Source organism: Streptomyces sp. H51 (assembly GCF_035656535.1).
Lineage (GTDB): Bacteria > Actinomycetota > Actinomycetes > Streptomycetales > Streptomycetaceae > Streptomyces.
On the sequence record NZ_JAYMHD010000072.1, the window covers coordinates 1 to 25,359 of the forward strand.

16 protein-coding genes are annotated in these 25,359 nt (G+C 72.6%); 7 read left to right on the top strand and 9 right to left on the bottom strand.

Features of this window, described 5'->3' with window-relative positions; translation table 11 throughout:
• Positions 1-228: acetyl-CoA carboxylase biotin carboxyl carrier protein subunit (locus VKA29_RS26010; protein ID WP_324788411.1), on the top strand; the 228-nt coding region annotated here is incomplete at its 5' end.
• Positions 229-333: 105 nt separating this feature from the next.
• Here VKA29_RS26010 and VKA29_RS26015 read toward each other — a convergent pair.
• Positions 334-1,941, bottom strand: coding sequence for a multicopper oxidase family protein (locus VKA29_RS26015; RefSeq protein ID WP_324788412.1), 1,608 nt, complete (start codon positions 1,939-1,941; stop codon positions 334-336).
• A 93-nt stretch (positions 1,942-2,034) separates the two neighbouring features.
• Positions 2,035-2,484 (bottom strand): hypothetical protein, encoded by a 450-nt coding sequence (locus VKA29_RS26020; RefSeq protein WP_324788413.1) that lies wholly within the window; start codon positions 2,482-2,484, stop codon positions 2,035-2,037.
• Between the two features lie 302 nt (positions 2,485-2,786).
• Between VKA29_RS26020 and VKA29_RS26025 the strand changes: the two genes are divergently transcribed.
• Positions 2,787-3,050: an SHOCT domain-containing protein gene (locus tag VKA29_RS26025; protein WP_324788414.1), complete on the top strand. Its 264-nt coding sequence runs from the start codon at positions 2,787-2,789 to the stop codon at positions 3,048-3,050.
• A gap of 38 nt (positions 3,051-3,088) precedes the next feature.
• Here the strand turns inward: VKA29_RS26025 and VKA29_RS26030 are convergent, their stop codons facing one another.
• Positions 3,089-4,270 (bottom strand): MFS transporter, encoded by a 1,182-nt coding sequence (locus VKA29_RS26030; protein WP_420718567.1) that lies wholly within the window; start codon positions 4,268-4,270, stop codon positions 3,089-3,091.
• A gap of 456 nt (positions 4,271-4,726) precedes the next feature.
• On the opposite strand from VKA29_RS26030, the gene VKA29_RS26035 reads away from it, so the two are divergent.
• Complete coding sequence (locus VKA29_RS26035; RefSeq protein WP_324788415.1) at positions 4,727-5,464, top strand: VWA domain-containing protein; 738 nt, start codon at positions 4,727-4,729, stop codon at positions 5,462-5,464.
• Between the two features lie 7 nt (positions 5,465-5,471).
• Here VKA29_RS26035 and VKA29_RS26040 read toward each other — a convergent pair whose 3' ends face one another.
• From VKA29_RS26040 to VKA29_RS26055, 4 genes are read right to left on the bottom strand one after another with little or no spacing between them, the layout of a single operon-like run.
• On the bottom strand, positions 5,472-6,593 hold the full coding sequence (locus tag VKA29_RS26040; protein WP_324788416.1) for an XdhC/CoxI family protein: 1,122 nt from the start codon (positions 6,591-6,593) through the stop codon (positions 5,472-5,474).
• The gene (locus tag VKA29_RS26045; protein ID WP_324788417.1) at positions 6,586-8,880 is read right to left on the bottom strand and encodes a xanthine dehydrogenase family protein molybdopterin-binding subunit; all 2,295 of its coding nucleotides are present in this window, start codon (positions 8,878-8,880) and stop codon (positions 6,586-6,588) included. The genes VKA29_RS26040 and VKA29_RS26045 overlap by 8 nt, the downstream gene beginning before the upstream one ends.
• On the bottom strand, positions 8,877-9,872 hold the full coding sequence (locus VKA29_RS26050) for a xanthine dehydrogenase family protein subunit M (RefSeq protein WP_324788418.1): 996 nt from the start codon (positions 9,870-9,872) through the stop codon (positions 8,877-8,879). Before VKA29_RS26050 ends, VKA29_RS26045 begins: the two co-directional genes overlap by 4 nt.
• Positions 9,869-10,447, bottom strand: coding sequence for a (2Fe-2S)-binding protein (locus tag VKA29_RS26055; RefSeq protein WP_324788419.1), 579 nt, complete (start codon positions 10,445-10,447; stop codon positions 9,869-9,871). The genes VKA29_RS26050 and VKA29_RS26055 overlap by 4 nt, the downstream gene beginning before the upstream one ends.
• A 336-nt stretch (positions 10,448-10,783) precedes the next feature.
• Between VKA29_RS26055 and VKA29_RS26060 the strand changes: the two genes are divergently transcribed.
• The 3 genes from VKA29_RS26060 (at position 10,784) to VKA29_RS26070 (ending at position 14,925) form a co-directional block, all read left to right on the top strand.
• Positions 10,784-11,362 carry a TetR/AcrR family transcriptional regulator gene (locus tag VKA29_RS26060; protein ID WP_324788420.1) on the top strand — a complete coding sequence of 193 codons (579 nt, stop codon included), beginning with the start codon at positions 10,784-10,786 and terminating at the stop codon, positions 11,360-11,362.
• A gap of 476 nt (positions 11,363-11,838) precedes the next feature.
• Positions 11,839-12,585, top strand: a complete 747-nt coding sequence (locus tag VKA29_RS26065) for an IPT/TIG domain-containing protein (protein ID WP_324788421.1) — start codon at positions 11,839-11,841, stop codon at positions 12,583-12,585.
• Positions 12,586-13,944: 1,359 nt separating this feature from the next.
• Positions 13,945-14,925, top strand: coding sequence for an IPT/TIG domain-containing protein (locus tag VKA29_RS26070; RefSeq protein ID WP_420718568.1), 981 nt, complete (start codon positions 13,945-13,947; stop codon positions 14,923-14,925).
• Between the two features lie 90 nt (positions 14,926-15,015).
• Here VKA29_RS26070 and VKA29_RS26075 read toward each other — a convergent pair whose 3' ends face one another.
• Both VKA29_RS26075 and VKA29_RS26080 read right to left on the bottom strand, forming a co-directional pair.
• A complete protein-coding gene (locus tag VKA29_RS26075) occupies positions 15,016-21,717 on the bottom strand; it encodes an SDR family NAD(P)-dependent oxidoreductase (protein WP_324788423.1) in 6,702 nt (2,233 codons plus the stop codon).
• 51 nt (positions 21,718-21,768) lie between these two features.
• Positions 21,769-23,709 (bottom strand): fatty acyl-AMP ligase, encoded by a 1,941-nt coding sequence (locus tag VKA29_RS26080; RefSeq protein WP_324788424.1) that lies wholly within the window; start codon positions 23,707-23,709, stop codon positions 21,769-21,771.
• Between the two features lie 130 nt (positions 23,710-23,839).
• Between VKA29_RS26080 and VKA29_RS26085 the strand changes: the two genes are divergently transcribed.
• The gene (locus VKA29_RS26085; RefSeq protein ID WP_324788425.1) at positions 23,840-25,243 is read left to right on the top strand and encodes an MFS transporter; all 1,404 of its coding nucleotides are present in this window, start codon (positions 23,840-23,842) and stop codon (positions 25,241-25,243) included.
• Positions 25,244-25,359: the final 116 nt, after the last annotated feature.

Sequence of the window (25,359 nt, forward strand, 5' to 3'; positions counted from 1 at the left end):
CCCGTCGCCTCCGGCGACACCCTCGCCTCCCCCATGCAGGGCACCATCGTCAAGGTCGCCGTCGAGGAAGGCCAGGAGGTCAAGGAAGGCGACCTGATCGTCGTCCTCGAAGCCATGAAGATGGAACAGCCCCTCAACGCGCACAAGGCCGGCACCGTCAAGGGCCTGTCCGCCGAGATCGGCGCCTCCGTCACCTCCGGCGCCGCCATCTGCGAGATCAAGGACTGACCCACCGGCCGGACGGACAGCGGGGGCTCCCGGCACCGGGAGCCCCCGCGGCCGCAGCCGGCCTTTCGCCGGGGCGGGGACCGATGTCCGCCGGTCGTGCAGGGGTCAGGCCTGGTAGGCGACCAGCGCCATCATGCCCGCCTCTCCGTGGTAGGCGTTGTGGCAGTGCAGCATCCACTGGCCCGGGTTGTCCGCGTCGAAGAACACCGACACGGTCTGCTTCGGCAGGACGATCGTGGTGTCCTTGCGCGGACCGCCGCCGCCGAGTTGGTAGGTGTGGCCGTGCAGGTGCATGGGATGCCACATGGTGGTCGTGTTGACGAAGTCGAGCCGGACCCGCTGCCCCTGTTCGACGGTGATCGGATGCGCCGTCGGGTCGTTCATGTCGAAGCGCCTGCCGTTGACGGCCCAGTCGTACGCCATCATGCTGCCGGTCAGCTCGATGCGGTGGACCCGGTCGGTCTTCTTCGTGTCCAGCCGGACGTCGTCCGCCGCCCGCAGCCGGGAGGCGACCATGACCGTGCCGTCCAGTTCCCCCGGGCGCACGGCCGGCTTCGGCCCGCTGCCCGTGCCGGTGCGGATCAGGGCCATGCCGGTGGCGTTCTTGCCCTCCGCCAGCGCGACCAGGGGAAAGACCCCGTCGCCCAGGGTGACGAGGACGTCGTAGCGTTCACCCATGCCGATCAGCAGGGCGTCGGCCTGCCGGTGCCGGACCGGGAAGCCGTCGGTGTGGGTGACGGTCAGCCTGTGCCCGCCGAGGGCGACGCGGTAGGCGGTGTCCCCGCCGGCGTTGATCAGGCGCAGCCGGACGCGCTTGCCGGGCTTGGTGCGGAAGACGGCCGGGTCGGCCGGAACGCGGCCGTTGACCAGGTGGTAGGGGTACCGCACGTCACCGGCGTCGCCCCCGAGCAGTCGGCTCCGGGCGCCCATCAGCATGAATCCGGTGCCCGTCCCTCGGCCGGAGGGCGAAGCGGACGGTGAGCCGCTCGTGCCGCTCATGTCCATGCTTCCCATGTCGCCCATGCCACCCATGCCACCCATGTCGTGGCCTGAGTCGTCACCCGTGTGCATCCCGCCCATGCCGTGCCCGAGCTCGGCGAAGACGTCGTCCGGGGTGCCGGTGACACCGTCGAGCCAGTCGTCGAGGACGACGACCCACTCCTCGTCGTAGGACAGCGGTTCCCTCGGGTCCTCCACGATCAGCGGCGCGTACAGCCCCCTGTCGAGCTGGACACCGACGTGCGGGTGGAAGAAGTAGGTACCGGGGGTGTCCGCGGTGAACCGGTAGGTGAAGTTGCGTCCGGCCCGGACCGCCGCCTGGGTGACCGGCGGTACGCCGTCCATGTCGTTGCGCAGGCTGAGGCCGTGCCAGTGGAGGGAGGTGGTCGCCTGGTCCGGCAGCTGGTTGGACAGCGTGGCGGCCAGCGTGTCACCGGCCGGGACACGCAGTTCCGCGCCCGGGACACGGCCGCTGAAGGTCCACGTCCTGGCCCGGATCCCGGCGCCCAGGTCGACGGTGGCCCGGGCCGCGGTCAGGGTCACCTCGCGTGCCCTGCCGGTCCGGGTGCGGTGGTCCTCGGCCGCGGCGACGGCCGGGCCGTGCGGGCTGACCAGTGCGGGCGTGTCGGCTGAGCCGCTGCAGGCGGCGAGCGCGCCCGCGCCCGCGGCGCCCAGCCCGGCCAGCAGGACGGAGCGGCGGTTGATGCTGTTCACAGAGGTTGTCCCATTTCTCGATATCGCTCGGGTTCGGCATGCGTGCGGGCAGGGCCGGGCGCTCGGGTGAGCGCGCAGCCGCGGGCGCGCGGCCTACAGCAGGAATCGAGACAGGAAGCGGAGATCGGGTGGTGCCCGGCCCACGGTGCCCGGGACGTCGCGGAGCGCGGCCGCACCCGGTCGGCGGGCCGGAGCGCAGTCGGGGGCGGGCCGGTCGGGCGGCACGAGCTTCACGCTGTCGACGCCGGCGGCGGAGCAGTGCTGGATCGCCGTGCCGGAGCACGCTCCGGCGTCGTCCTGGACAGCGGCCCGAACCGTGCCCCCGGCGGGCGTGGGGTGACCGCTCACGGGGACGGACCCGGCCGGCGCGGCCGCGTGGTGCATGGGTGCCGCGGCCCGGCCGGACGGCACATGCGTGGTCGTGGCCGCCGTGTCGTGGTGCACGAGAACAGCGAGCGCCGCCAGCAGCGCGACGACGACAGCGCGGGTCCACCGCGGCGTGGCGTCGCGAGCGGCGCCTCGTCGGTGGTCGGCTGTCGCCATGGCTTCCGTCCGTGTGCTCGGGTGAAACGGTGGGGCGAAACGGTGGGGCGCCGTCAATATACCCCCGAGGGGTAGAGCGGGCCCGGGGGGACCGCGGAGAGCCGCCGGCCGCCGCGGACCGCGTACCGGCGGCCCGTCGCGGGATACCCCTGCCCGGTAGGGGCTGGTCGGCCCGCCGACTCGGAGCCGTCCGGCCCCGGTCCGCCTGGGCGGGCGGCGGGATGATGGACGTGAAGGCAAGCAGTCACCGGGTGCGCTCGCCGTACCCGGCCACGTGATGAAGCCGAAGCAGGTGAGTGGCGATGATGTTCTGGTACGGCCACGATGTCAGCGGCTGGGGCTGGTTCGCGATGTCGGCCGGCATGATCTTGTTCTGGGTGCTCATCATCACGGTCGCGGTGCTCCTCTTCCGCACCCTGAACAGCCCGCAGGAGCACACCCGCACTCCGTCCGCGCCCTCCGCGGAGGACATCCTCAGGGAACGGCTGGCCCGCGGGGAGATCGACGAGGACGAGTACCGGCGCCGCCTGGAGGCGCTGCGCTCGGGGCCCGCCACGAAATCGTGAAGCCCCTTGGCCGCGCCGGCTTCGGCCCTGCCCCGGCCTCACGCGTCCGGCGCGAAACGACGGCGGGCGAGGGTGACGGCCGAGGCGAGCGCGAGCAGGGCGCCCAGGGCCGCGAAGCCGTGGGTGAGCGTGGTCGGCGCGGCGACGGCCGCCACCAGCAGCGGGCCGCCCGCGTCACCGAGTTCGCGGCCGAGTTCGGCGGCGCCCATGGTCTGGCCCAGGCGTTCCCGCGGGGTGGAGGCGGCCAGGGCCGCGAAGCCGAGCGGGGTGATCAGACCGGTGCCGACGCCGATCAGCACGGCCGCGGACAGCACGCCGGCCAGGCCGGGCAGCATCGCACAGCCCAGACCGGCGGCCGTCAGCAGCAGGCCCGCCGTCATGCCGGTCCCGGCGGTGAGGCGCCCTGCGTCGAGGGCGCGCCCCGCCCTCGGCTGGACGACCGCCGCACAGGCGGCCAGCACCGACACGGCGACACCGGTCGCCACCGTGCCGAGACCGGCCGCCCGTCCGGACACCGGCAGGAATCCCACCCCGACCGACAGGGCCGCGGTCGCCGCGGCCAGTGCGGACGTCGGGACCAGGAACGCCGGCTCGGCCAGCCGCCGGGCCAGGTCCAGCACCGTCTGCCGGGCCTTCGGCAGCGGGGGTACGACGGGGACGGCGACCGCGGCCCACACGGCGACCGCCGCGCCCAGCACCGCCAGGACGGCGAACAGCAGCCGCAGCCCACCGGCCCACACCAGGACCCCGCCGAGCAGTGGGCCCGATGTGTAGCCGACCGACTTGTAGAAGCCGTAACCGCCGAACGCCCGGCCGTGCTCGGCCACCGGGTTGAGCCGGGCGACCAGCGCGGAGGCGGACGGCGAGAACGCCGAGGCCGCAGCCCCCTGACCGAGGCGGGCCGCCCACAGCCAGCCGGGGCTGCCGGCGACGGCGTAGAGCGCCGACGCGACGGCGAAGGCGACCAGTCCGCCGAGCAGCACCGGGCGGGCGCCGATCCGGTCGGCGAGGGTGCCGAACACCGGCTTGAGGACGACCTCGGCACCGTCGTAGAGGGCGAGCAGCCCGCCCAGGACCAGCAGCGAGGTCACCGCGCCCGCGGTGTCGCCGCCCAGGCTCGCGGCGACGCCGTGCGCGCCGAAGGCCGTGGTGAACCCGGCCGCGTACAGCGGCCACATCTGCCGCACCGGCGCGGAGGGGGCCCCGGCCGCCTGGTTCATCGCTCGTCCTGGTTCATCGCCTGACCACCGTCCTGCCCGGCCGGCGCGGTCGTCCGGAATGCACCGCCCGTGAAGACCGGCACCTCCGGCACGGCCCGCCCGCACTGCCCGAGCGGCTCACCGGTTCCGCATTGCGCACACCGGAGAATGTAGCCCGTGCCGCACGCGCGGGGAGCCGAGCGGACGTCCGCCGTGGAAGGACGCGCCGACCCGCGCCGCGAACTCGCACCCGTGCCCTGGCAGGCCCCGCCGCCTCATAGCAGTACCCGGCATCGGCTACCGCTTTTCGGCCCCGGCTGACTCCGCACTGGCCCCCGCCCCTGACCGCGGGGGCCGGCGGCCGCGCGCCATCGGGCATGATGACGCCCTGTCCCGCGACAGCGGACCTGTCGGCCGAGCCCGCGCCCCGGACGAGCCCGGCTCGGCCCGAGACCCGGCCGGAAGGAACTCCTCACCGTGAACAGCAAGGAACACGGCGCCGCGATCAGCCTGTCCAAGGTGCGGGACACGGCGCCTGACCTGGTGAACCTGTACAAGACGGCCGGCGACAGCGTGCGCGAGCACGGGCTGTCCGGGGTACGGGCCGCGGTCTACCTCGTCCTGGACCGCTCCAGGTCCATGAACCCGTACTACAAGGACGGGACGGCACAGCACCTGGCGGAGCAGGTGCTGACGCTGGCCGCGCACTTCGACGACGACGGCCGCGTTCCCGTCGTGTTCTTCTCCACCGACATCGACGGTGTCGCCGACCTCGAACTCGGCGACCACCGGGGCCGGATCGACGAACTCCACCGGACGCTGGGCCACATGGGACGGACGAACTACCACTGGGCGATGGACGCCGTCGTCGACCACTACCTGGAGGCGGGCAGCCGTTGCCCGGCCCTGGTCGTCTTCCAGACCGACGGCGGGCCCACGAGCAGGTTCGCCGCCGAACGCTACCTGTGCAAGGCCGCCCGGCTGCCGGTGTTCTGGCAGTTCGTCGGTTTCGGGGACCCGGAGGACAACGAGTTCGCCTTCCTCCGGCGTCTCGACGAACTGGCCGTCCCCGCACGGCGCGTCGTCGACAACGCCGGTTTCTTCCATGCGGGCGAGGACCCCCGCGGCGTCAGCGACCGGGTGCTGTACGACCGGCTGCTGGGCGAGTTCCCCACCTGGCTGTCGGCCGCCCGCGCCGCCCGGATCGTGCGGTGAACGACCCTCACGGGACGCGGCTGTGGTGGATCGGGCGGCCGGAGCCGGTCAGCGGGACGCCGGTCCCGCCGCGCCGGGTCGCGACGATCTCCGCCGCGATCGACAGGGCGGTCTCCTCGGGGGTGCGCCCTCCCAGGTCGAGGCCGATGGGCGAACTCAGGCGGGCCAGGTCGGCCTCCGACAGGCCGGCTTCACGCAGCCGCCGGTTCCGGTCGTCGTGGGTGCGGCGGGAGCCCATCGCGCCCACGAACGCGACCGGCAGCCGCAGCGCGACCTCGAGCAGCGGGATGTCGAACTTGGCGTCATGGGTGAGCACGCACAGGACGGTGCGCGCGTCGGTCGTGGTGTGCCGCAGGTAGCGGTGCGGCCATTCCACGACGACGTCGTCGGCCTCGGGGAAGCGCTCCCGGGTGGTGAAGACGGGGCGCGCGTCGCACACGGTGACGTGGTAGCCGAGGAACTTGCCCATTCCGACCAGCGCCGCGGCGAAGTCGACCGCGCCGAAGACGATCATCCGGGGCGGCGGCAGGCTCGACTCCACGAACAGGGTCAGGCCACCGGGGCAGTGCGAGCCGTCCTCCGACAGTTCGACGGTGCCGGTGCGGCCCGCGTCGAGCGCGGCGAGCGCCTCGGCCGCCGCCGTGCGGTCCAGTTCCGGGGGGCCGCCGAACCCGCCGTCGAAGGAGCCGTCGGCGCGCACCGGGACGGCGGCGCCGAGGAGTTCCGACGGCCCTCGCACGACACGCGCCAGGGCCACCGGCTCACCCCTGGCCGCGAGGTCCAGGGCCGTGTGCAGCAGTTCCCGGCGCGGCCCGTCGCCGGGCAGCGGCGTGACCAGGATGTCGAGGACTCCGCCGCAGGTCAGCCCCACGGCGAAGGCGTCCTCGTCGCTGTAGCCGAACCGCTCCAGCACGCTGTGGCCGCTGTCCAGTGCCTGCGCGCACAGGTCGTAGACCGCGGCCTCGACGCAGCCGCCGGACACCGAGCCGATGACGGTGCCCTCGGTGTCGACGGCGAGGGCGGCGCCGGGCCCGCGCGGTGCGCTGCCGCCGACGTTCACGACGGTGGCGACGGCGGCCCGGCGTCCCTCCGCGAGCCAGCGGTTCAGCTCCGGTACGAGATCAAGCACCGCGGCCCGCCGTCAGGACGCGGTCGGGGCGGATGGGCAGGCTGCGGTGGCGTACGCCGGTCGCGTGCCAGACGGCGTTGGCGACGGCGGCCGCGGCACCGACGATGCCGATCTCGCCGATGCCCTTGATGCCGACGGGGTCGTCGGGGTCGGGGTCGTCCACCCAGTCCGCCTCGATGTGCGGGACGTCGGCGTGCGTGGCCACGTGGTAGCCCGCCAGGTCGGCGCCGACCGGTCCGCCGGAGGACGCGTCGCGTGCCGCTTCCTCGTGCAGGGCCATGGAGATGCCCCAGATCATGCCGCCGGTGAGCTGGCCGCGCGCGGTCAGGGGGTTGACGATGCGGCCGGCCGCGAAGACGCCGAGCATGCGCCGCACGCGGACCTCGCCGGTCGCCGGGTCGACGGCGACCTCGGCGAACTGCGCGCCGAAGGAATGGCGTTCCTTCTGCGCCAGCGCCGCCACGGCGTCGGTGGTGTCGGAGCGTACGGTGATGCCCTGCGCGGGGACGTCCATGCCCGGGACCAGCCGTTCGCGCAGTTCACGGGCCGCCGCGGTGACGGCCCAGGCCCAGGAGCGGGTGCCCATGGAGCCGCCGGCGATCATCGCCGGGCCGAAGGCACTGTCGCCGATGCGTACCCGGATGCGGTCGGTCGGGACGTCGAGGGCGTCCGCGGCGACCAGGGTGAGGGCGGTGCGGGCTCCGGTGCCGATGTCGGCCGCGCCGATGCGCACGGTGAAACCGCCGTCGGCCTCGGCGGTGATCGTCGCGGTCGAGGGGCCGGCGCCGGCCGGGAAGGACGCGGCGGCGGTGCCGGTGCCGAGCAGCCAGCGTCCGTCGCGCCGCACGCCTGGCCGCGGATCGCGTCCGGCCCAGCCGAAGCGGCGTGCGCCCTCCTCGAAGCAGGCGCGCAGGTTGCGGCCGGCGAACGGCAGACCGGAGACCGGGCCCCGGTCGGGTTCGTTGCGCAGGCGCAGTTCGATGGGGTCGATGCCGCATTTCTCGGCGAGCTCGTCGAGCGCGGCCTCCAGGGCGAAGGCCCCCGGCGCCTCTCCGGGTGCCCGCATCCACGTCGGGCTGGGGACGTCGAGCCGGACGACGCGGTTCTCCGTGTGGTGGGCGTCGGCTTCGTACATCACCCGCGCGACTCCCGCGCTCGGTTCGACGAACTCGTACACGGTCGAGGTCCGGCTGAGGGAGCGGTGGTCGAGGGCGCGCAGGCGTCCGTCGGCGTCGGCGCCGAGCCTGATCCGCTGGACGGTGGGGCTGCGGTGGCCGGCCAGCGTGAACATCTGACGTCGGGTCAGGACGACGCGTATCGGGCGCCGGAGGGCGGTGGCGGCCATGACGGCGGCCACCTGGTGGGCGCGTACGCCCTTGCTGCCGAAGCCGCCGCCGACGTGTTCCGAGCGCACCCGCAGCGACGCCGGGTCGAGGGAGAAGAGGTTCGCGAGCTCGCTGACGACCCAGGTGGCGCCCTGGTTGGAGTCGGTCAGCTCCAGGACGCCGTCGTCCCAGCGGGCGGTGGCCGCGTGGGGCTCCATGGGGTGGTGGTGTTCCTCCGGCGTGGTGTACTCGACGTCCAGCACGACCGCGGAGGCGGCGAGTCGGGCTTCCAGGTCGCCCTTGTCGGTGACGGCGGGCAGGTGGCCGTCGAGCGGGTAGGCGTCCGGGTGGCCGGCGGTGAAGTCGACGTCGTGGGGCTGGGGTTCGTAGTCGACGACGAGCGCCTCCGCCGCCTCGCGCGCCTGCTCGGGGGTCTCGGCGACGACCAGCGCGACCGGCCAGCCCAGGTGGGGCACCCGGTCGTGCTGGAAGACGGCGCAGGTCGGGTCGGGCCGGGTGCCCAGCACGCCGACGTAGTCGGTCTCCAGGTGCGGGGCGTTGCCGTGGTGAAGGACGGTGAGGACGCCAGGCATGGCGAGGACGGCTTCGGTGCCGATGGCGCGGATGCGGCCGCGCGCGACGGTGGACAGCGCGAGCCAGCCGTGGGCGAGGCCGGCGAAGGGGATCTCCCCCGCGTAGCGGGCCGCTCCGGTGACTTTTTCGCGGCCTTCCACGCGGACGTGCGCGGTACCGACGGCGCGGACCGCCGCGGTGGCGGGGCCGGTGGTGGTTCCGGTGGTGGTTCCGGTGGTGGTTCCGGTGGTGGTTCCGGTGGTGGTTCCGGTGGTGGTTCCGGTGGTGGTTCCGGTGGTGGTTCCGGTGGTGGTTCCGGTGGTGGTTCCGGTGGTGGTTCCGGTGGTGGTTCCGGTGGTGGTTCCGGTGGTGGTTCCGGTGGTGGTCATCGGGCGGCGTCCTCCTCGAGGAGTTCGCTCAGCACGGCCACCGTCAGGTTGCGCATCAGGGTCACCTTGTATCCGTTGTGCGGCAGCGGCCGGGCTGCCGCGAGTTCGGCGTCCGCGGCGGCCGCGAAGGTCTCGGCGTCGGCGCTCGCGCCGGTCAGGACGCGCTCGGCGGCGCGGGCCCGCCAGGGCCGGGAGGCGACCGCGCCGAAGGCCAGGCGCACGTCGTGCACGACGCCGTCGCGGACGTCGAGCGCCGCGGCGACCGAGCCGGTGGCGAAGGCGTAGGAGGCGCGCTCGCGCACCTTGCGGTAGCGGGAGCGGGCTGCGGCCGGGAGCGGCGCCAGGCTGACGTGGGTGATCAGCGCGCCGGCGGGCAGCGCTGTTTCGCGGTGCGGGGTCCGCGCGACGGGCAGGTAGAACCAGCCGATCGGCAACTCCCCGGGCCCGTCGGCGGTTTCGTAGTGCACCACCGCGTCGAGAGCGGCCAGGGCGACGGCCATGTCCGAGGGGTGCACGGACACGCAGTGACCGGAGGCTCCCAGGATGGCGTGGTTGCGGTGTTCGCCTTGGACGGCGGGGCAGCCGCTGCCGGGGGCGCGCTTGTTGCACGGCTTGGTCGGATCGGTGAAGTAGGCGCAGCGCGTGCGCTGCAGGAGGTTGCCGCCGACGGTGGCCATGTTGCGCAGCTGACCGGAGGCGCCGGCGAGGACCGCCTGGGCCAGCATCGGGTACCGGCTGCGGACTTCCGGGTGGGCGGCGAGGTCGCCGTTCGTGACCGTCGCGCCGATGCGCAGCCCGCCCTCCGGTGTCGACTCGACGCGGTCCAGGGGCAGTTGCCGTACGTCCACGAGCCGGGCGGGCCGCTCGACACCGCTCTTCATCAGGTCGACCAGGTTGGTCCCGCCGGCCAGGAAGCGCGCCTGCGGATCGGCGTCGAGCAGGGCGACGGCGTCCGGCACGTCGGATGCCTTCTGGTAGGCGAACTCCCTCATGCCGCCGCCTCCTCGGCGTTCGGCCCGGCGTCCGGCCGTACCGCGGTCCGCGCCCCGGCGGCCCGCGCGACGGCGTCGACGATCGAGGCGTACGCGGCGCACCGGCACAGGTTGCCGCTCATCCGCTCGCGGATCTCCTCCGCGTTCAGCGGGGGTGGCCCCGCCTCGGGCCGTACGTCGCCCGTGGCGGCGCTCGGCCACCCGGCGGCGTGTTCCGCGAGGACGCCGATCGCCGAACAGATCTGTCCGGGTGTGCAGTAGCCGCACTGGTAGCCGTCCAGATCGAGGAAGGCCTGCTGGACCGGGTGGAGCCGATCACCGTCCGCCACACCCTCGATGGTGGTGACGTCCCGGCCCTCGGCGGCGACCGCGAACTGCAGGCAGGCCACGGTCCGGCGGCCGTCGACCAGAACCGTGCAGGCACCGCACTGGCCCTGGTCGCAGCCCTTCTTGGTACCGGTCAGGTCGAGACGCTCGCGCAGCGCGTCGAGGAGGGTGGTGCGGTGGTCGACGGGCAGCGTGTACTTCTCGCCGTTGACGTGCAGGGTGATGACGCTGGACGTCGATAAGGCCATGAGCGACTTCTTTCGATGTGTGCAGACACGTACAGAAATGTACAGATGCGTGCAGGTGCGTACAGACGTGTGGCGAGGCGTGCGCGATGGGGCCGGACCAGGCCGACGGCGGGTCGCGCGACTGCCGGAAGGTGCGTCGTGGGTGTGGTGGGGCGCCGGGACCGAACGGGGCTTCCGCCGCGGTGATGCGCGGCGGTGCGCGCGGACTGCCGTACGGCCGCGGCCACGGATATGGTGAGGCCCAACCGGACAACCGTCCGCTCCACGGAAACGTAACGGACAACTGTCCGGTTAGCAAGGACCGGGTTTGTTCACGCAGCCCGCGAGGAGTGACGAGTGCAGCACCACGACGACGCACCCCTGCGCTCGGACGCGCAGCGCAACCGCGAGCGCATCCTCGATGTCGCCCTGACCGAACTGACGCTGCGCCCGGACGCGCCCCTCAGCGCGATCGCCAGGAAGGCCGGCGTCGGCCAGGGGACGTTCTACCGCAACTTCCCCAACCGCGAGACCCTCGTCCTGGAGCTCTACCGTCACGAGATGCGGCAGGTCGCCGACAGCGCGGCCCCGCTGCTCCAGGCGCTGCCGCCGCAGCAGGCGCTGCGCACCTGGATGGACCGGCTGGCCGAATTCGCCATGGCCAAGGCCGGCCTGGCCGACGCGATCCGCCTCGCCACCAGCGCCCCTGGAGGCCCCGCCAAACCGGCTCCCACCCCCGTCACCGAGGCGGCCGAGCTCCTTCTGCGCGCCAACGAGGAAGCCGGCACCATCCGCCCCGGCGTGACATCGGACGACTTCCTCCTGGCCATCGCCGGGCTGTGGCAGATCACCCCCTCCGACGACTGGCGGCCACGCGCCGCCCGCCTGCTCGACCTCGTCATGGACGGCCTGCGCGCCGGAGCGGCACGGCTCTGACCACCGAGGACCGAGGCTCCCGCCGCTCCCGCCGCACCCGCCGCACCCGCCGCACCCGCCGCACCCGCCGCACCCGCCGAGGGGACGGGACGCGCCCGCCGGGTTCGCGGCGTCACGGCCGCTCTCAGCGCGCCAGCAGCGTTCACTTGCGCGAAGGGTCACCCTTTCGAGTGGTTGAAGACCGCAGCATCTTGTCACTCGATTGGGGGTGTGGGTCACTAAGAATGTGAACCGGCGGGCTGCCCATCCCCGTGCCGGGGGACGTTGAGACAGGCAGTCGTTGCCGGTTTTTCCTCTTGCCCCGCAAGAGACGCCGGACGGGCTGCTGCCAGCCGGCCATGCCCGCGGCCACTCGCCCTGACTCTGTTTCGCCCCAGGCCCGCGCCCTCGACCATCGCTGTGGTCGTGATGCCGCGAGGCCGGCCGCTCCGCCGATTCCTCGTCATGTCCCTGCAACCGCAACGAGGAGCACAGCCATGCCCATCTCTCCGAATCAGGGTTCCACCGGCGGTGGGACGCTCGTGACCATCACCGGCACGAATCTGTCCAACACCAGCCAGGTACGCTTCGGCAACAAGCCGGCCACAGCGGTCACCAACGTCTCGCCGACCCAGGTCACGGCGGTCTCTCCCTCGGGGACCGGCACGGTCGGGGTCACGGTGACCACGCCGGGCGGGACCAGCAACCCGGTGCCGTTCTTCTACGTCGGCGCCCCGTTCAAGTCGTCGCTGAGCGCCGGCTCCGGGCCGCTGGCGGGCGGCAACACCGTCACCATCACCGGAACCGGCCTCTCCACGGCCACCAGTGTGAGCTTCGGTGGAGTCACCGCCACTCCGACGGTGAACTCCGACAGTTCCCTGAGCGTCGCCGTTCCCCCCGGCGCCGCCGTGGGGCCCGTCTCGGTCAGCGTCACCACCGCGGGCGGCACCAACAACGGCCTGTCGTACACCTACGTCGACGCTCCCACGATCGGCACCATCAACCCGACCTCGGGACCGACCTCCGGGGGTACCGCAGTCACCATCACCGGAACCAACCTGGACACCACCGACTCGGTCACTTTCAACGGCACCCCGGCACCCTTCGCGGTGGTGAGCGCCGGCACCCTGTCGGCGGTCACCCCGCCCGGCACCGCGGGCCCGGTCGACGTGGTCGTGACCAACCCTGCCGGATCGGACGTCGCGGCCGGCGCGTTCACCTACGTCACCGGCCCCGGCATCTGATCCCCCGGAGACGGGGCGCCGCCGCCCGCACCCCCCTCGCGGCGGCGCCCGTCGGGCGCTCGCCCGTGACGGCCCACCCGGCCGCACGGGCGAGCGCCCCTGTCCCCGCACCGACCGGTGAGGATTCGCCGTCGGCCCGACCGGGTCGGGGACACAGCGGACGACGCCGGACACCGTCACACCTATCGTCGTGACGGTGTCCGGCGTTCCGCATGAGGCCGCGCCTTCACCAGGCCACCCCGCAGACCGAAACCCCCCGGTCGGGCCGCCGGCTCCGAGCGGCAGCGGCGACACGTCACCGGCGGCGGCGCCCCCATGCCCTTCGAAACGACCTGTGCGGCGGATGACGTGTGGACAACCGACCAGTCGGTGCCGCTTACGTGGCACCGACTGGCGATCCAATCCCTCTCAGGAGTGCCCATCGCAACTCCGACAGGGCCGCGACCCCTTTACCCGAAACAGAGGTCGAGAAGCCGCACCGAAGTCACGCCCCCCGAGCGGTCTGGGCTGCCCACCGGTTGGATGTCTCCAGTTGACACAGCACCCGGCATATGCCGCAAGGGCCGAGCGGGATCGTCACCCGTTCGGAGGGGCGCATCCACGGGGCGCGTTCAACGTCACCGCACGTGACCGGCCGATCGGGGAAATGCCCGAATAGCATGGACAGCCAGTCGGTTCCGCTCACCTTCGGTGACCGGCTCGGCCGCTGTTCACACGCGGAGCCGCCGGCCCCACCGCACCCAGTTCCGGTGCCCCGCGGTCTCCTGCCCGGCGGCCGACGGCAGTCACCGGACCACCGCACCACGTGCCTCCGGGCACCGAGACGGCAACACACGGACGGAGCATTACCCCGAACGAGTGACCAAGGATGAGCGCCCTTGTGACGCGCCCGGGCCCTGTGGGTCACTGGTCACACAGACCCGGCCCGGGCCGCCCTTCCCGAGCCTGGGGCATGGTGCAGAGGCGTTCTGCGTGCCCGTACACGCGCAGCGCCGCACGGACCGCCCTCCCACGCTGATCACACGGCCGGGGTCTCCGTTTCGCCCCGCGCCCCTCGCACGGCCCGCGCATGCGGGGAGCGACGGCATCACCGCAGCACCGGTCCACCTCATCGTCGGAGCACAGGCCCAAGGGAGCGTTGACATGCCTGCTCCACCACCGCTCCGCCCGGTGTCCGTCCCTCCGGTGGGGACCGGCGTCGTTCACGGTCCGCCTCTCCACCAACCGGCGAGCCACGTGCTCGGTTGCGGCAGCCGACGCCGGATGCACCCCTCGCAGACCTTCACGCCTCCTCCTCTTCCTCCCCAGGAGCCGCTGATGCCTCCCACGGTCAATTCGGTCAGCCCTTCACAAGGCCCTGTGTCCGGTGGCACAACCGTCGTCATCACGGGCACCTCCCTGATCGGCGCCACCGCCGTGCGGTTCGGCACCGTGAACGCAGCGTCCTACACAATCAACTCGTCGACCCAGATCACGGCCGTCACCCCGCCCGGGACGAGCTTGGGCCCCGTCCCGGTGACCGTGGTCTCGCCCACCGGGACGAGCAACGCGACCGTCGCTTTCACCTACACGGCCGTCCTTCCGACGGTGACCGGAGTCACCCCGTCCAGTGGCCCCGCGAGCGGCGGCACCACCGTCACCCTGAGCGGCACCAACTTCACGGGGGCCTCCGCGGTCCGCTTCGGCACCACCAACGCGGTCTCCTTCACGGTGACTTCGCCGACGCGGATCACCGCCGTGTCACCACCCGGTGGACCGGGCGCGACGCCGGTGACCGTCACCACACCGTCAGGAACCAGCGCCGACTCCCCCAACGCCTATTTCTTCTACACTCCGATCCCCGTCCTGACGGACCTCTCCGCCACCGCCGGCCCGGCGAACGGGGGCAACGACGTCACACTGCGAGGACAGAACCTGTCCAACGCCACAGCGGTGAAATTCGGTGCCTCGACCGCGTCCTTCACCATCGTGTCGTCCACCGAGGTGCGGGTGCAGGCTCCGCCCGGCTCCGGAATCACCGAGGTGACGGTGACCACTCCGGGAGGCGTGAGCAATCCGCTCGCCTACGCCTACGTGAGCGCTCCCGCGCTCAGCGGCATCGCGCCCTCCGCCGGACCGGCGTCCGGGGGGACCACCGTGACGCTGACGGGGACCGGCTTGGCCACGACCACGTCGGTGACCTTCGGTTCCTCGGCGGCCGCCTTCATCGTCCTCTCCGACCAGCAACTGACCGCGACGGTACCGGCCGGCGCCCCCGGCGCGGTGCCCGTACGGGTCACGACCGTCGGAGGAACGTCCGGGGCCGTCACCTTCTCCCGCGTCGAACCGCCGATCACGTGAGGGCCCCGGCCGGGAAACACGGTGTCGCAAGCGACCGCCGCCGGCCGGAGCGGGGACACACCCGGGCAGGGCACGTGTGCGGGAGCACGCTCAACCCGGCTGGTCCGGTGACCTCCTGGAGACGCTGAGTTCACGCGTGAGGTGGCGCGCGATCGTGGCGACGTGCGGCGGGTCGATGAGGGAGAGGTGATCCCCCTCGACGGGAACGATCCGCAGGTCGGGGCAGAAGTCCGCCCAGCCGAGATCCGCGTCCGACCTGAGGTAGCGCGGGTCGAGGGCGGTGGTGAGACGCTGCGCCTGCTGAGCGCGGTAGAGGACGACGGGACCGTGGTAAGGACGGGGGCTGTACCGCTCGCCCACGCGGGCGTCCAGGTAAGAGGTCCGCTGGTGCTCCATGATGCTCGGCCCCATGTCGAGGCCGGCCTCCGCGACCAGACGCATGACCACGTCGATCTGCTGCTCGTCGGGGGTGGCCGCGAGTTCGTCGTAGGGCAGTCTCAGCTCGTGCCCGTAGGTCTTTTTCACGTACTCGGCGAACCGGCCGAACCGTTCGAGCAGGACGTCCTGGGAGTCCAGGCCGGGAAGGGCGGCGGGCAGGATGGTGTCGATGAGCCCGAGGAATCCGACGGTCTCGCCTTCGGCCAGGAGCTGCTGCGCCGTCTCGTAGGCGAGGCAACCGCCGAAGGACCAGCCGAGGAGGTGGTAGGGCCCCTGCGGCTGAAGGTCTCGGACGAGATTCAGGTAACGCGCTGCCTTCTCTTCCATCGTGCCCTGCGTGTGCAGCCGTTCCATGCCGTAGACGGCCTGGTCCGCCGGCAGCAGCCGACTGAGAGGGAGGTAGACGGAGGTGGGGCCACCGGCAGGATGGAAGGTGAACAGGGCGGGTCTGCCGCTGCCCGGCCGGGGCGGGCGCAAGGTGGTGACGGCCGACCCGCTGCTCGGGTTGACCGCGGGCCGGATCAGGTCCGCGATGGCGGCTACCGACCGCCGGGAGAGTACCTCTCCGGCGGTGAGGCCCGGAGGAACGTCACCGAGACGGCGGCGGATCGCCTCGACGAGCCGGTCGGCCGTGCCCGGTTCGGCACCGGCGGACACGAAGTCGGCGCGAACGTCGGCGGGCGGGGTGTGCAGGACCTCGGCCCAGGCACCCGCCACCAGGCGCTCGGCGGCGTCGCGTGGCTGGATGGTCGACGGCAGGGAAGAGGACGCCCGCTCCGTCGGGCCGGTACGCGGACGGGGCGCGGGTGTCTTCGCCTCCCGTGCGGCGGCGCTCAGTCCGAGGCGGCCGAGGACCGTGTCTCCGATCTCCCGCAACGACGCGCCCCGCAGCATGAGATCCGCGGGCAGTTCGACGCCGAAGTCCTGCTGGGCCGCGTTCCGGATGCGGACCGCCACCAGCGAGTCCAGACCGAGTGCGGGAAGCGGGACCGTCTCGTCGAGGTCCCGGACGCCGAAACCCATGATGGCGGCCGTGCGTGCGGCAAGGCGCTCGTAGACCCTGTCCGCGGCGTCCTCACCGAGCGCGTCGATGCCGTCGGGACCGGCCCAGTCGTCGCCGGCCGCGGGGCCGGCCCGCAGGCTGTCGGAGAAGAAGGGAATGGTGGACAGGGCGGGGAAGGCCTCGACGGCCCGTTCGGCGTCCAGATGCACCACACCCGTGTGGGTGCGGTTCTGCTCGACGAGCGTCTGCAGGGCGGCCAGTCCCTCCGAAAGGGTGATCGACTCCAGTGGCAGGTACCCCTCGGTGGGAGCCGCGCCGGCGTCCGTCCAAGGGCCCCAGGCGATCGACGTGGCCGGTCTGCCCTCCGCTCTGCGAGACTGCGCCAGGGCGTCCAGCCAGGCGTTGGCAGCCGCGTAAGCCGCTTGACCGGGCGAACCGAGAAGGGCGGCGGCCGAGCTGTAGAAGACGCACCAGTCGAGGCTGTGGGAGGCGAGCGCCCTGTCGAGGTGCAGGGCCCCCATCACCTTGGGCCGCAGCACGGTGTCGATGTCGGCTGCCCGGAGATCGCTGATCATGCGGTCGTGCAGGAGTCCGGCGCAGTGGGCGACTCCCCGCAGGGCATGGCCCTCGTCGACCGCGGTCCGCACCAAGCGGGTCGCCACCTCGGGATCGCCGATGTCGCCCTGCACCACGGCGACGGAGACTCCCCCGTCGAGCAACCGGTCGATGACTTCGCGGACTTGGGGCGAGGGCGGTCGGCGGCCGTTGAGGACGATGCGGCCGGCTCCCCGGCTCGCGAGGCGGCGGGCCGTCGCCAGGCCGAGGCCCGTGAGACCGCCGGTGACGATGTAGGCGCCGTCCTGGCGGACGAACGGGACCGCGTACTGCTGGGTCGTCACGTCGGCGCCGGTCAGCCGGGCGACGAGGCGGCTCCCCGCACGCCAGGCGATCTCGTCCTCGGAGCTGTCGCCGAGCAGTTCCTGCACGAGGCCCTCGACCGAGTCCGGCTGGGTGTCGATGTCCACCAGACCGGCCCGCAGGGCGGGTTCCTCCAGGCTCAGGACGCGCACCAGTCCGCGCAGGCAGGCCAGACGCGGCAGACCGGCTTCGCCCGGTGCGGTGGCCCGCCCTTGCAGGGTGACCAGCCAGAGCCGTGGGCGTAGCCGGCCCGGCGCGTTCGAGGCGAGTCGCCGCGCGACCGTGGTGGCCATGTGCAGGGCACGCGCGTCGCCGGGGTCGACCTGACGGGTCAGGAGCAGGACGACGGCGCTCGTCCCCTGCGGGGCGGTGTCCGACAGCCAGTCCTGGAGCAGTCGGTCCGTCTGCTCCAGGGAGCATGTGCCGACCGTCGTCCGTACGTTCTTCCCCTCCAGCGCGGTGTTGAGCGCGCCCGCCAGAGTGGCGCCTCCCGCGCCGGTCGTCGGCTCGTCCGTCAGGAGCAGCACGTGGTCGAGGTTTCCGGGGAGCGGAGCGGGAGACTTCTGCCACTGGATGTCGTAGGTGAGTGATTCCAGCGGCTTGGGGACTTCGTGCCCCTCGGCCGGGCGCAGTTCCACGCCGGAGGCGACGACGCGTGCGCCGGTCCCGTCGGCCAGGATGTCCCAGCCCACCATGGAGCGCGGGGAATCGGACGGGCGGACGGGATCGTCGACGGGCCCGGTGCCGGCCTGAGCGGCCTCGATGCTCAACGGTCCTGCCACACGGCCGTGAAGACGCAGGGACCGCACGGCGACAGGGACGATCTCCGCGGCAGGACTGTGCGGCGGTTCGGCCGCCGCGTCCGGCGCGGCGGCCTCGGCCGGCGCGTACAGCAGCGTGGTCAGGAAGTCCTCGTACGCCGGTGCCTGCGGTCGCGCGTCCGGGGCAGGGGCCCAGTGAGCGCTGCGGGCCGGTTGTCCGCCCAGGGCGTACGCGGGGGGCGGTCCGGGGCGGGTGAGGACCCTGGCCGACGCGTGGCAGTGCCAGTTCCCCTCCGCTCCGCGGGCGTTGATCGTCACGGTGGCGTGGGAGCCGTCGGGTTCCCAGACGAGGGTGACGGGTGTGCGGCTGGCGACAGGCAGCCACCGGTGGACGGCGAGTTCCTCCAAGCAGAGGTCTGTGTCGGTGTCATGCCCGAGCAACTCCCGCGCTGCCTCGATCATCAGTGCGGCGGCGGCCGGCAGGGTGAGGACGGGCCGACCGTGGAGGTGGCGCCGGGGAGCGTGGGACCCCGCCGTCCCGAGGTCGGTCTGCCAGAGCACGGCGCCCGTACGCGGATCGTCGGTCCGCCTGCCGAGCAGGGCGTTGCCCACGTCGGGGGCGACCGCGTGCCCGCGGCCGAACCAGTAGCGCTTGTGGCGCCACAGGGGACTGGGGAGCGCGATCCGCGCGCCGGCGGGCCACAACCGGTCCTCGTCCAGCCGCGCTCCGGCGAAGTGCAGCCGGGCAAGGGCGCTGCGCAGGTCCACGGCCTCGTCGCCCCGCTTGCGCAGGGTCGGGATCACCACCGGCTGGGAAGCGCCCTCGGCGGCGCGCAGCGTCTCGCTCAACGGGATGAGGGCGACCGGATGCGGGGAGATCTCCAAGAAGAGGTCGTTGCCGTCCGCCGCGGCCGCGTCCACCGCCTGCTGCAGACGCACCGGGCGGCGCAGGTTGGCGCACCAGTACGCGGCGTCGGCGACAACCCGGGCACGTGGGTCGTCGAGGACGGTGGTGTACCAGGGCACCTCCCCCGGGCCGGGTCGGAGTCCCGCCAGCGCCTCGCGCAGTGTCGGTACCACGGGGTCGACCGCCGGAGAGTGTCCCGCCCCGCCGACATCGAGGAGGCGGGCGAGACGGCCCTCGGCGGTGAGGCCGTCGACGAGTTCCCGCACGCGGTGCGCCGGCCCGGCCACCGTGCAACGGTACGGGGAGGAGTGCACCGCGGTCTCCACGCCCGGGAAGCGTGCCAGAACCGCCTCGCGCTCCTCGACCGGCACCTCGACGGCCGCCATCGCGCCGGCCCCCTCCGCGTCGACGGCGGCGAGTGCGACCGAACGGCGGAGGATGATCCGCAGGCCGTCGGCCAGGTCGAGGGCGCCCGCGGTCACCGCGGCGCTCACCTCACCCATCGAGTGGCCGATGACGGCGCCGGGCCGCACCCCGTACGCGCCCAGGGCACGGGCCAGGGCGATCTGCATCCCGAACAGCAGCGGCTGGATGTGCTCCACGCCGGCGTCGGGCGCCGCCCGGTCGAGGAGGTCGCTGAGGCGGACGCCCGTCTCGGCGAGGTACAGCGGGTCCATGTCCTCGACGGCGGTGGCGAAGAAGGGCTCATCCCTCAGCAGACGGGCGCCCATGCCCTGCCACTGGGAGCCGTACCCGGAGAAGACGAAGACCGGCCGGCGGGCGCCGGATGACCGCCCCGAGCTGTCGTCCGTGCAGGGGGGTACCAGGCCGGGGTCCTCTTCCCCGCGTGCCAGTGTGGCCAGCAGGCCGGCCGCCTCCTGATGGGTGCGTGCGGTGACGGCCGCGCACACCGGGCCCCGTCGGTGGCGGGCGAGGGTGTGCGCGACGTCCCTCAGCGGGGGTGCGTCGTCGGCCGCCGTGAGCCGGGCGAGCCCGACCGCGGCATCACCGAGCCGGTCCCTGGACCGAGCGGAGACGACCAGCACGTGCGGGGCCTCACCGTGCTCGTCCTCGGTGTGCGGGCTGACGTCCTGGGTGCCCTCCGGGCCGGTGGGCGTCTCCTCGAGGACGACGTGTGCGTTGGTACCGCCGAAGCCGAAGGCGGACACACCGGCGCGGGCGGGGCGAGTGCCCCGCCGCGGCCAGTCGGTGGGCGTGGTGACGACGCGCAGCAGGAGGTCCGCGAAGTCGATGTGCGGGTTGGGACGTCGGAAGTGCAGGCTCGGCGGCACGCGGTGACGGTGGAGCGCCAGGACTGTCTTGATCAGTCCGACAATGCCGGCGGCGCCCTCCAGGTGTCCGAGGTTGCTCTTCACGGAACCGATGAGCAGGGGCCTGTCGGCCGGTCTGCCGGACCGGAAGACGGTGCCCAGTGAGCCCGCTTCCATGGGATCGCCCAGCAGGGTGCCGGTCCCGTGCGTCTCGACGTAGTCGATGTCCGCCGGTTCGAGCCGTGCGTTCTCCAGGGCCCGGCGCAGCAGTCTTTCCTGCGCCGCGGGATTGGGCGCCATCAGCCCGGCCGAGCGGCCGTCGCTGTTCACCGCGCTGCCCTTGACGACCGCGAGGATCCTGTCGCCGTCGCGCTCGGCGTCGGCGAGCCGCTTCAGGACGACGACACCGCAGCCCTCCCCCCGGACGATGCCGTCCGCGGCCGCGTCGAACGGCTTGCAGCGCCCGTCCGCGGCGAGCGCTCCGGCCTGGTCGAACGAGGCCGTGATGGTGGGTGACAACAGGACGTTGACGCCGCCCGCCAGGGCCGTGTCGCAGTCACGCTCGAGCAGACTCCGGCATGCCTGGTGCACAGCCACCAGTGAGGACGAACAGGCCGTGTCGACCGTCACGCTCGGACCGTGCAGGTCCAACAGGTAGGACAGGCGGTTGGCGGCGATGCTGCCGGCCGCCCCGGTACTGGTCCAGGGAGTGAGCCGGGCGGGGTCTGCCGTGGTCAGGTGACCGTACTCGAGGGCGCTCAGGCCCACGAACACCGCGGTGTCGCTGCCCTCGAGCATGTGGGCGGGCAGTCCGGCGTGGTCCAGGGCTTCGCAGCTCACCTCCAGCAGCAGGCGCTGTTGCGGGTCCATGACCTCGGCTTCGCGCGGGGTGATGCCGAAGAACTCGGCGTCGAAGGCCTCGATGTCGTCGAGGAAGGCGCCCTGGGCGGTGCGCGCCGTCAGGGCCGCCGGGCCGGCCCCCGTGAAGGGGGTTCGCCGCATTCTGCCCGGCCCCGGCCGGACGAGATCGCCGGCGGACATGAGGGATTTCCAGAAGGCCTCCGGTCCGTGGACGCCGCCGGGCAGGCGGCAGCCGACGCCGATGACGGCGATCGGGCAGGACGCGAAGGAGGCGTCGCCGAGGTCGTCGTCCGCTTCCGTGTCGGCCGTCCCGGCCACGCTCCCCTGCCGCTCCGGGCCCCGCGTCCCTTCGGCCGCGGACCGCTGGACGGTACTCAGGCGTCGCACCAGGCCTTCGACCGTCGGGTTCTCCCAGACCAGGGTGGCCGGCAGCGCGCTGTGCAGGATCTGTTCCAGACGTCCTGCGAGGCCGACCGCGGCACGGGAGGTCAGCCCGTACTCCACCAGGGGCCGGGCGTCGTCGAGTTGGGCCTCGGGAACCCCGGTGGCCTCGCTGACGAGTTCGCGCAGGGTCGCCCGTAGCCGACGGGCACTCGCCGGCCCGTCTCCAGGCGTTTCGCTGCTTGGTTCCATCCGTCTGTCCCCTCTGTACGCCCTCGTGTGATGCCCTCGCCCGGTACCCGCCTAAGGAACGGTGTCCGCCGTCCACGCGCCTGCCAGGTACTGGTCGCGGCATGCGGTGCGGGCGATCTTGCCGCTGGTGGTGTGGGGAATGCTGCCGGGCGGCGCGAGGACGAAGTCGTGGACGGTCAGTCCGTGCCTGGTGGCGACCGCCGCCCGCACGGCGCGTGTCGCCTCCTCGACGACCCGCTCACCGAGTGCGACGTCCCGGCCGTGTTCGGCGACGACGACGAGGCGTTCGCCGTCCTCTGCGGTCACGGCGAAGGCAGCGACGCGATGGCGGCGAACGGCCGGATGCGCCTCTTGGACGGTTGCCTCGATGTCATGCGGATAGTGGTTGGTTCCGTCGACGATCACCAGGTCCTTGAGGCGGCCCGTGACGTAGAGCTGCTTGTCGTGCCACACACCCAGGTCACCGGTGCGCAGCCAGGTGGTGCGGGAGTCCTCACCGGCGATCACGGCCTGGAAGGTGGACCCGCTCTCCTGGGCGCGGCCCCAGTAGCCGCGGCCGACGTTGGGGCCGCGCAGCCAGATCTCACCGACGTGGCCGTCCTCTCGACGTCGGCAGGTGGACGGGTCGACGATTGCCATCTCCTGGCCGGTGGGCCGGCCACAGGCCACGAGCGCGGCCGCCTCCCCGTGCTGGCCGGCCTCGACGGGGCGGGCTTCTCCTTGCCCGAGGGCGCCCCGGTCGAAGGACGTCACCGTGGGTTCCTCTCCCGCCGGGGAGGCGCAAACGAACACGGTCGCCTCGGCGAGCCCGTAGGAGGGACGCATCATGGTGCGCATCATGCCGACGGGGGAGAAGGCCGCCTGGAAGCGCTCGAGGGTGCGGGCCGCGATGGGTTCGCTGCCGTTGACCATGGCGGCGACGGAGCCCAGCGACAGCGCCGCGCGTTCCTCCGCGGTCACGCGCTGGACGCAGTAGTCGAAGGCGAAGTTGGGAGCTGCCGTGATGGCTCCCGGATACCGGGTCAGCAGGCCCAGCCAGCGCCCCGGCCGCTGGACGAAGGCGAGGGGGTCCATGAGCACCGAGGGAATGCGGCCGATGATGGGCAGAGCGATCGTCAGCACGAGTCCCATGTCGTGATAGAGGGGCAGCCATCCCACCGTGCAGTTGCGGTCTCGACGGATGTCGTACGCCTCGAGAGCCTGGCGGGCGTTGGCGCACACGTTGGCATGCGTGATCTCCACTCCGGAGGGGACGCGGGTGGAGCCCGAGGTGTACTGCAGATACGCGACGTCATCGGGTTCGGGGCCGTCGAACGGAGCACAGGAGGAAGTCCCGGTCTGCCGCAATTCCTCTTCCGTGACGAGACGGAAATCGCCGGCGAGTTCCTGGTCCACGCAGAAGTCGGTGAACGACCCGCGCAGTTCTTCCACGGTCAACACCAATGCCGGTTCCGCGTCCCGCAACACCGCCGCGAGTTTCTCCCTGTGGCCCGGCAGGGACGGCGTGAACAGGGGAACGGCAGTCGCTCCGGCACAGGCGGCGGAAAGGAAGCCCACGAGGTATTCGAGACTTTGCGGTGCGACGATCGCCACCCGCCGGCCGGCGGCGCCGGCACGACGCAGTCCCGAGGCGGTCGCGCGCACCCGTTCCTCGAGCTGTCTCCAGGTGAGGGAGGTGTGCGTGTCCTCCAGGTCACCCTTGTGGTCGACGAAGGTGAAGGCTGTCTCGTGCGGTGTGAGGGCGGAGGTGTGGGCGAGATGGTGGCTGAGCGTATCTGTCACCGACGATGGCACGGGCTCACCAACCTTGATGTCAGTTGCCGAAGGGGGTCCTGCTGGTCGTTGAACTCCGGAGGCTTCGGTCGGGAAGCCGGATGAGCTCTTGTGCGCATGGCAGGACCGATTCTGGATGCGCACAGCTGAAAAAGAGCGAAACATAGATCTGTCGTCGTCATTCAGCGACACGCCGAAACGGAAGGCGGGCGCGAGCACCGCGCCCGACGGAAGTACGTGGAGTGCCGCTCGCGCGACGGGAACCACGGCAATCGGAGTAATCGGCTTGAATTGCCCGTGCGGCGTTTTCCGTCGGCCCTGTCGGTCCGGTGGCTACAGCTAGGAGATCATGAGTCGGCTACGCATCCTGAGCGTCGTTGGAGCCGTTGTTCTCTCGGCGTTCTTGACGGCACTCGACAACACGGTGGTGAATGTCGCCCTCCCGCAGATGCGCAGGGAACTCGGCCTGACCGAAGCGGACGTGAAGTGGGTGGCGACCGCGTATCCCCTGGCTCTGGCCGGCGTACTGTTGCCGGCCGGCCAGTTGACGGACCGGAAGGGACGCCGCTGGGCTCTGCTGACCGGCGTCGCGGTGTTCACCGTGTCCTCCGCGTGCTGCGCCCTGTCGACGACGGGCGCCGTGCTGGCGTGTTTCCGCGGCGCGCAGGGCGCGGGTGCCGCGTTCATCCTTCCGGCCTCGCTGGCGATGATGTCGCACGATCTCCCGCCCCGCGTACGCACCGTGGGCTTCGGCGCGACCAACGCCGCGCTGGCCTCCGCGCTGGCGTTCGGGCCGGTCGTCTCCGGTGTCGTCACCCAGCACCTGGGCTGGCAGTACCTCTTCGTGATGAACGTGCCGCTGGGGCTGGCGAGCTTCGCCGTGGGTACGGCCGCCGTACCGGGCGGGCCCCCCTCGGCGGCCCCCGGAGCCGAGCGGCTCGCCGCCGTGTCGCACCGCGTGGTCGCTCTGGCGTGCCTGTCGCTGACGGCCTTCGTCTACTGCCTGATCCAGGGGCCCGCCTACGGGTTCACCGAGGTGCCGGTGGTCGTCTCCGCGGTCACCGCGCTGTGCGGCGTTGTGGCGCTGTACCGCTGGAGGGGTACCGACTGGAGCCCGATGCTGGGCCGGCTGCTGCGGCACCGTCCTTTCGCGGGCGGGCTCATCACCCAGCTTCTGTGGGGGCTGGGGGTGACGGGGGTGTATTTCTACACGTCACAGTTCCTGCAGAGCGGGCTGCGGCTCAGCCCGACCGAAGCGGGCCTGATGTTCACCCCCGCCGTCCTCGCGCTGCTCCTCACCGCCCCGTTCGTCGGTGTGCTGGCCAGGAGGTGGGGAGACGGCCGCGTCGCCGCCGCGGGACTGGCGCTGGTGGCCACCGGTCTGATTCTGGTCGCCCTGGGCAGCCTGTACGGCGGACTGGCCGACCTCCTGCCGGGCCTGGCGGCCGTGGGAGGGGGCTCGGCGCTGGCCCTGCCCCTGACGACTCGGGCACTGGAGTCCCCGCCCGGTCATCTGTCCGGCTTCGCCGCCGGCCTGTTCAGCGCGACCCGTGAACTCTCCGGTGTCTTCGGGGTCGTCCTGGTCGGGGTTGTCGTGGCCTTCACGCGACATGCCTCGCGCGCGACGGGGGCTACGCCCGCGGAGGCCTTCGTGACGGGTTACCAGGCAGGACTGTGCATCGCGGCGGCCCTGGTGGGGGCCGGGGCGCCCGTGGCCGTCTGGGCTCTGCGCCGCCCTGGTCGATGCGCTTGAGCTGTCTGGACGCATGGCCGTGGCCCGGCCGGCAGCCGGGCCACCGCGTCGCACGCGCCGCGCCGCAGGATGTCGACCGCCTCCAGCCCCTGCCGCGCCGGAACCGTCACCACGTC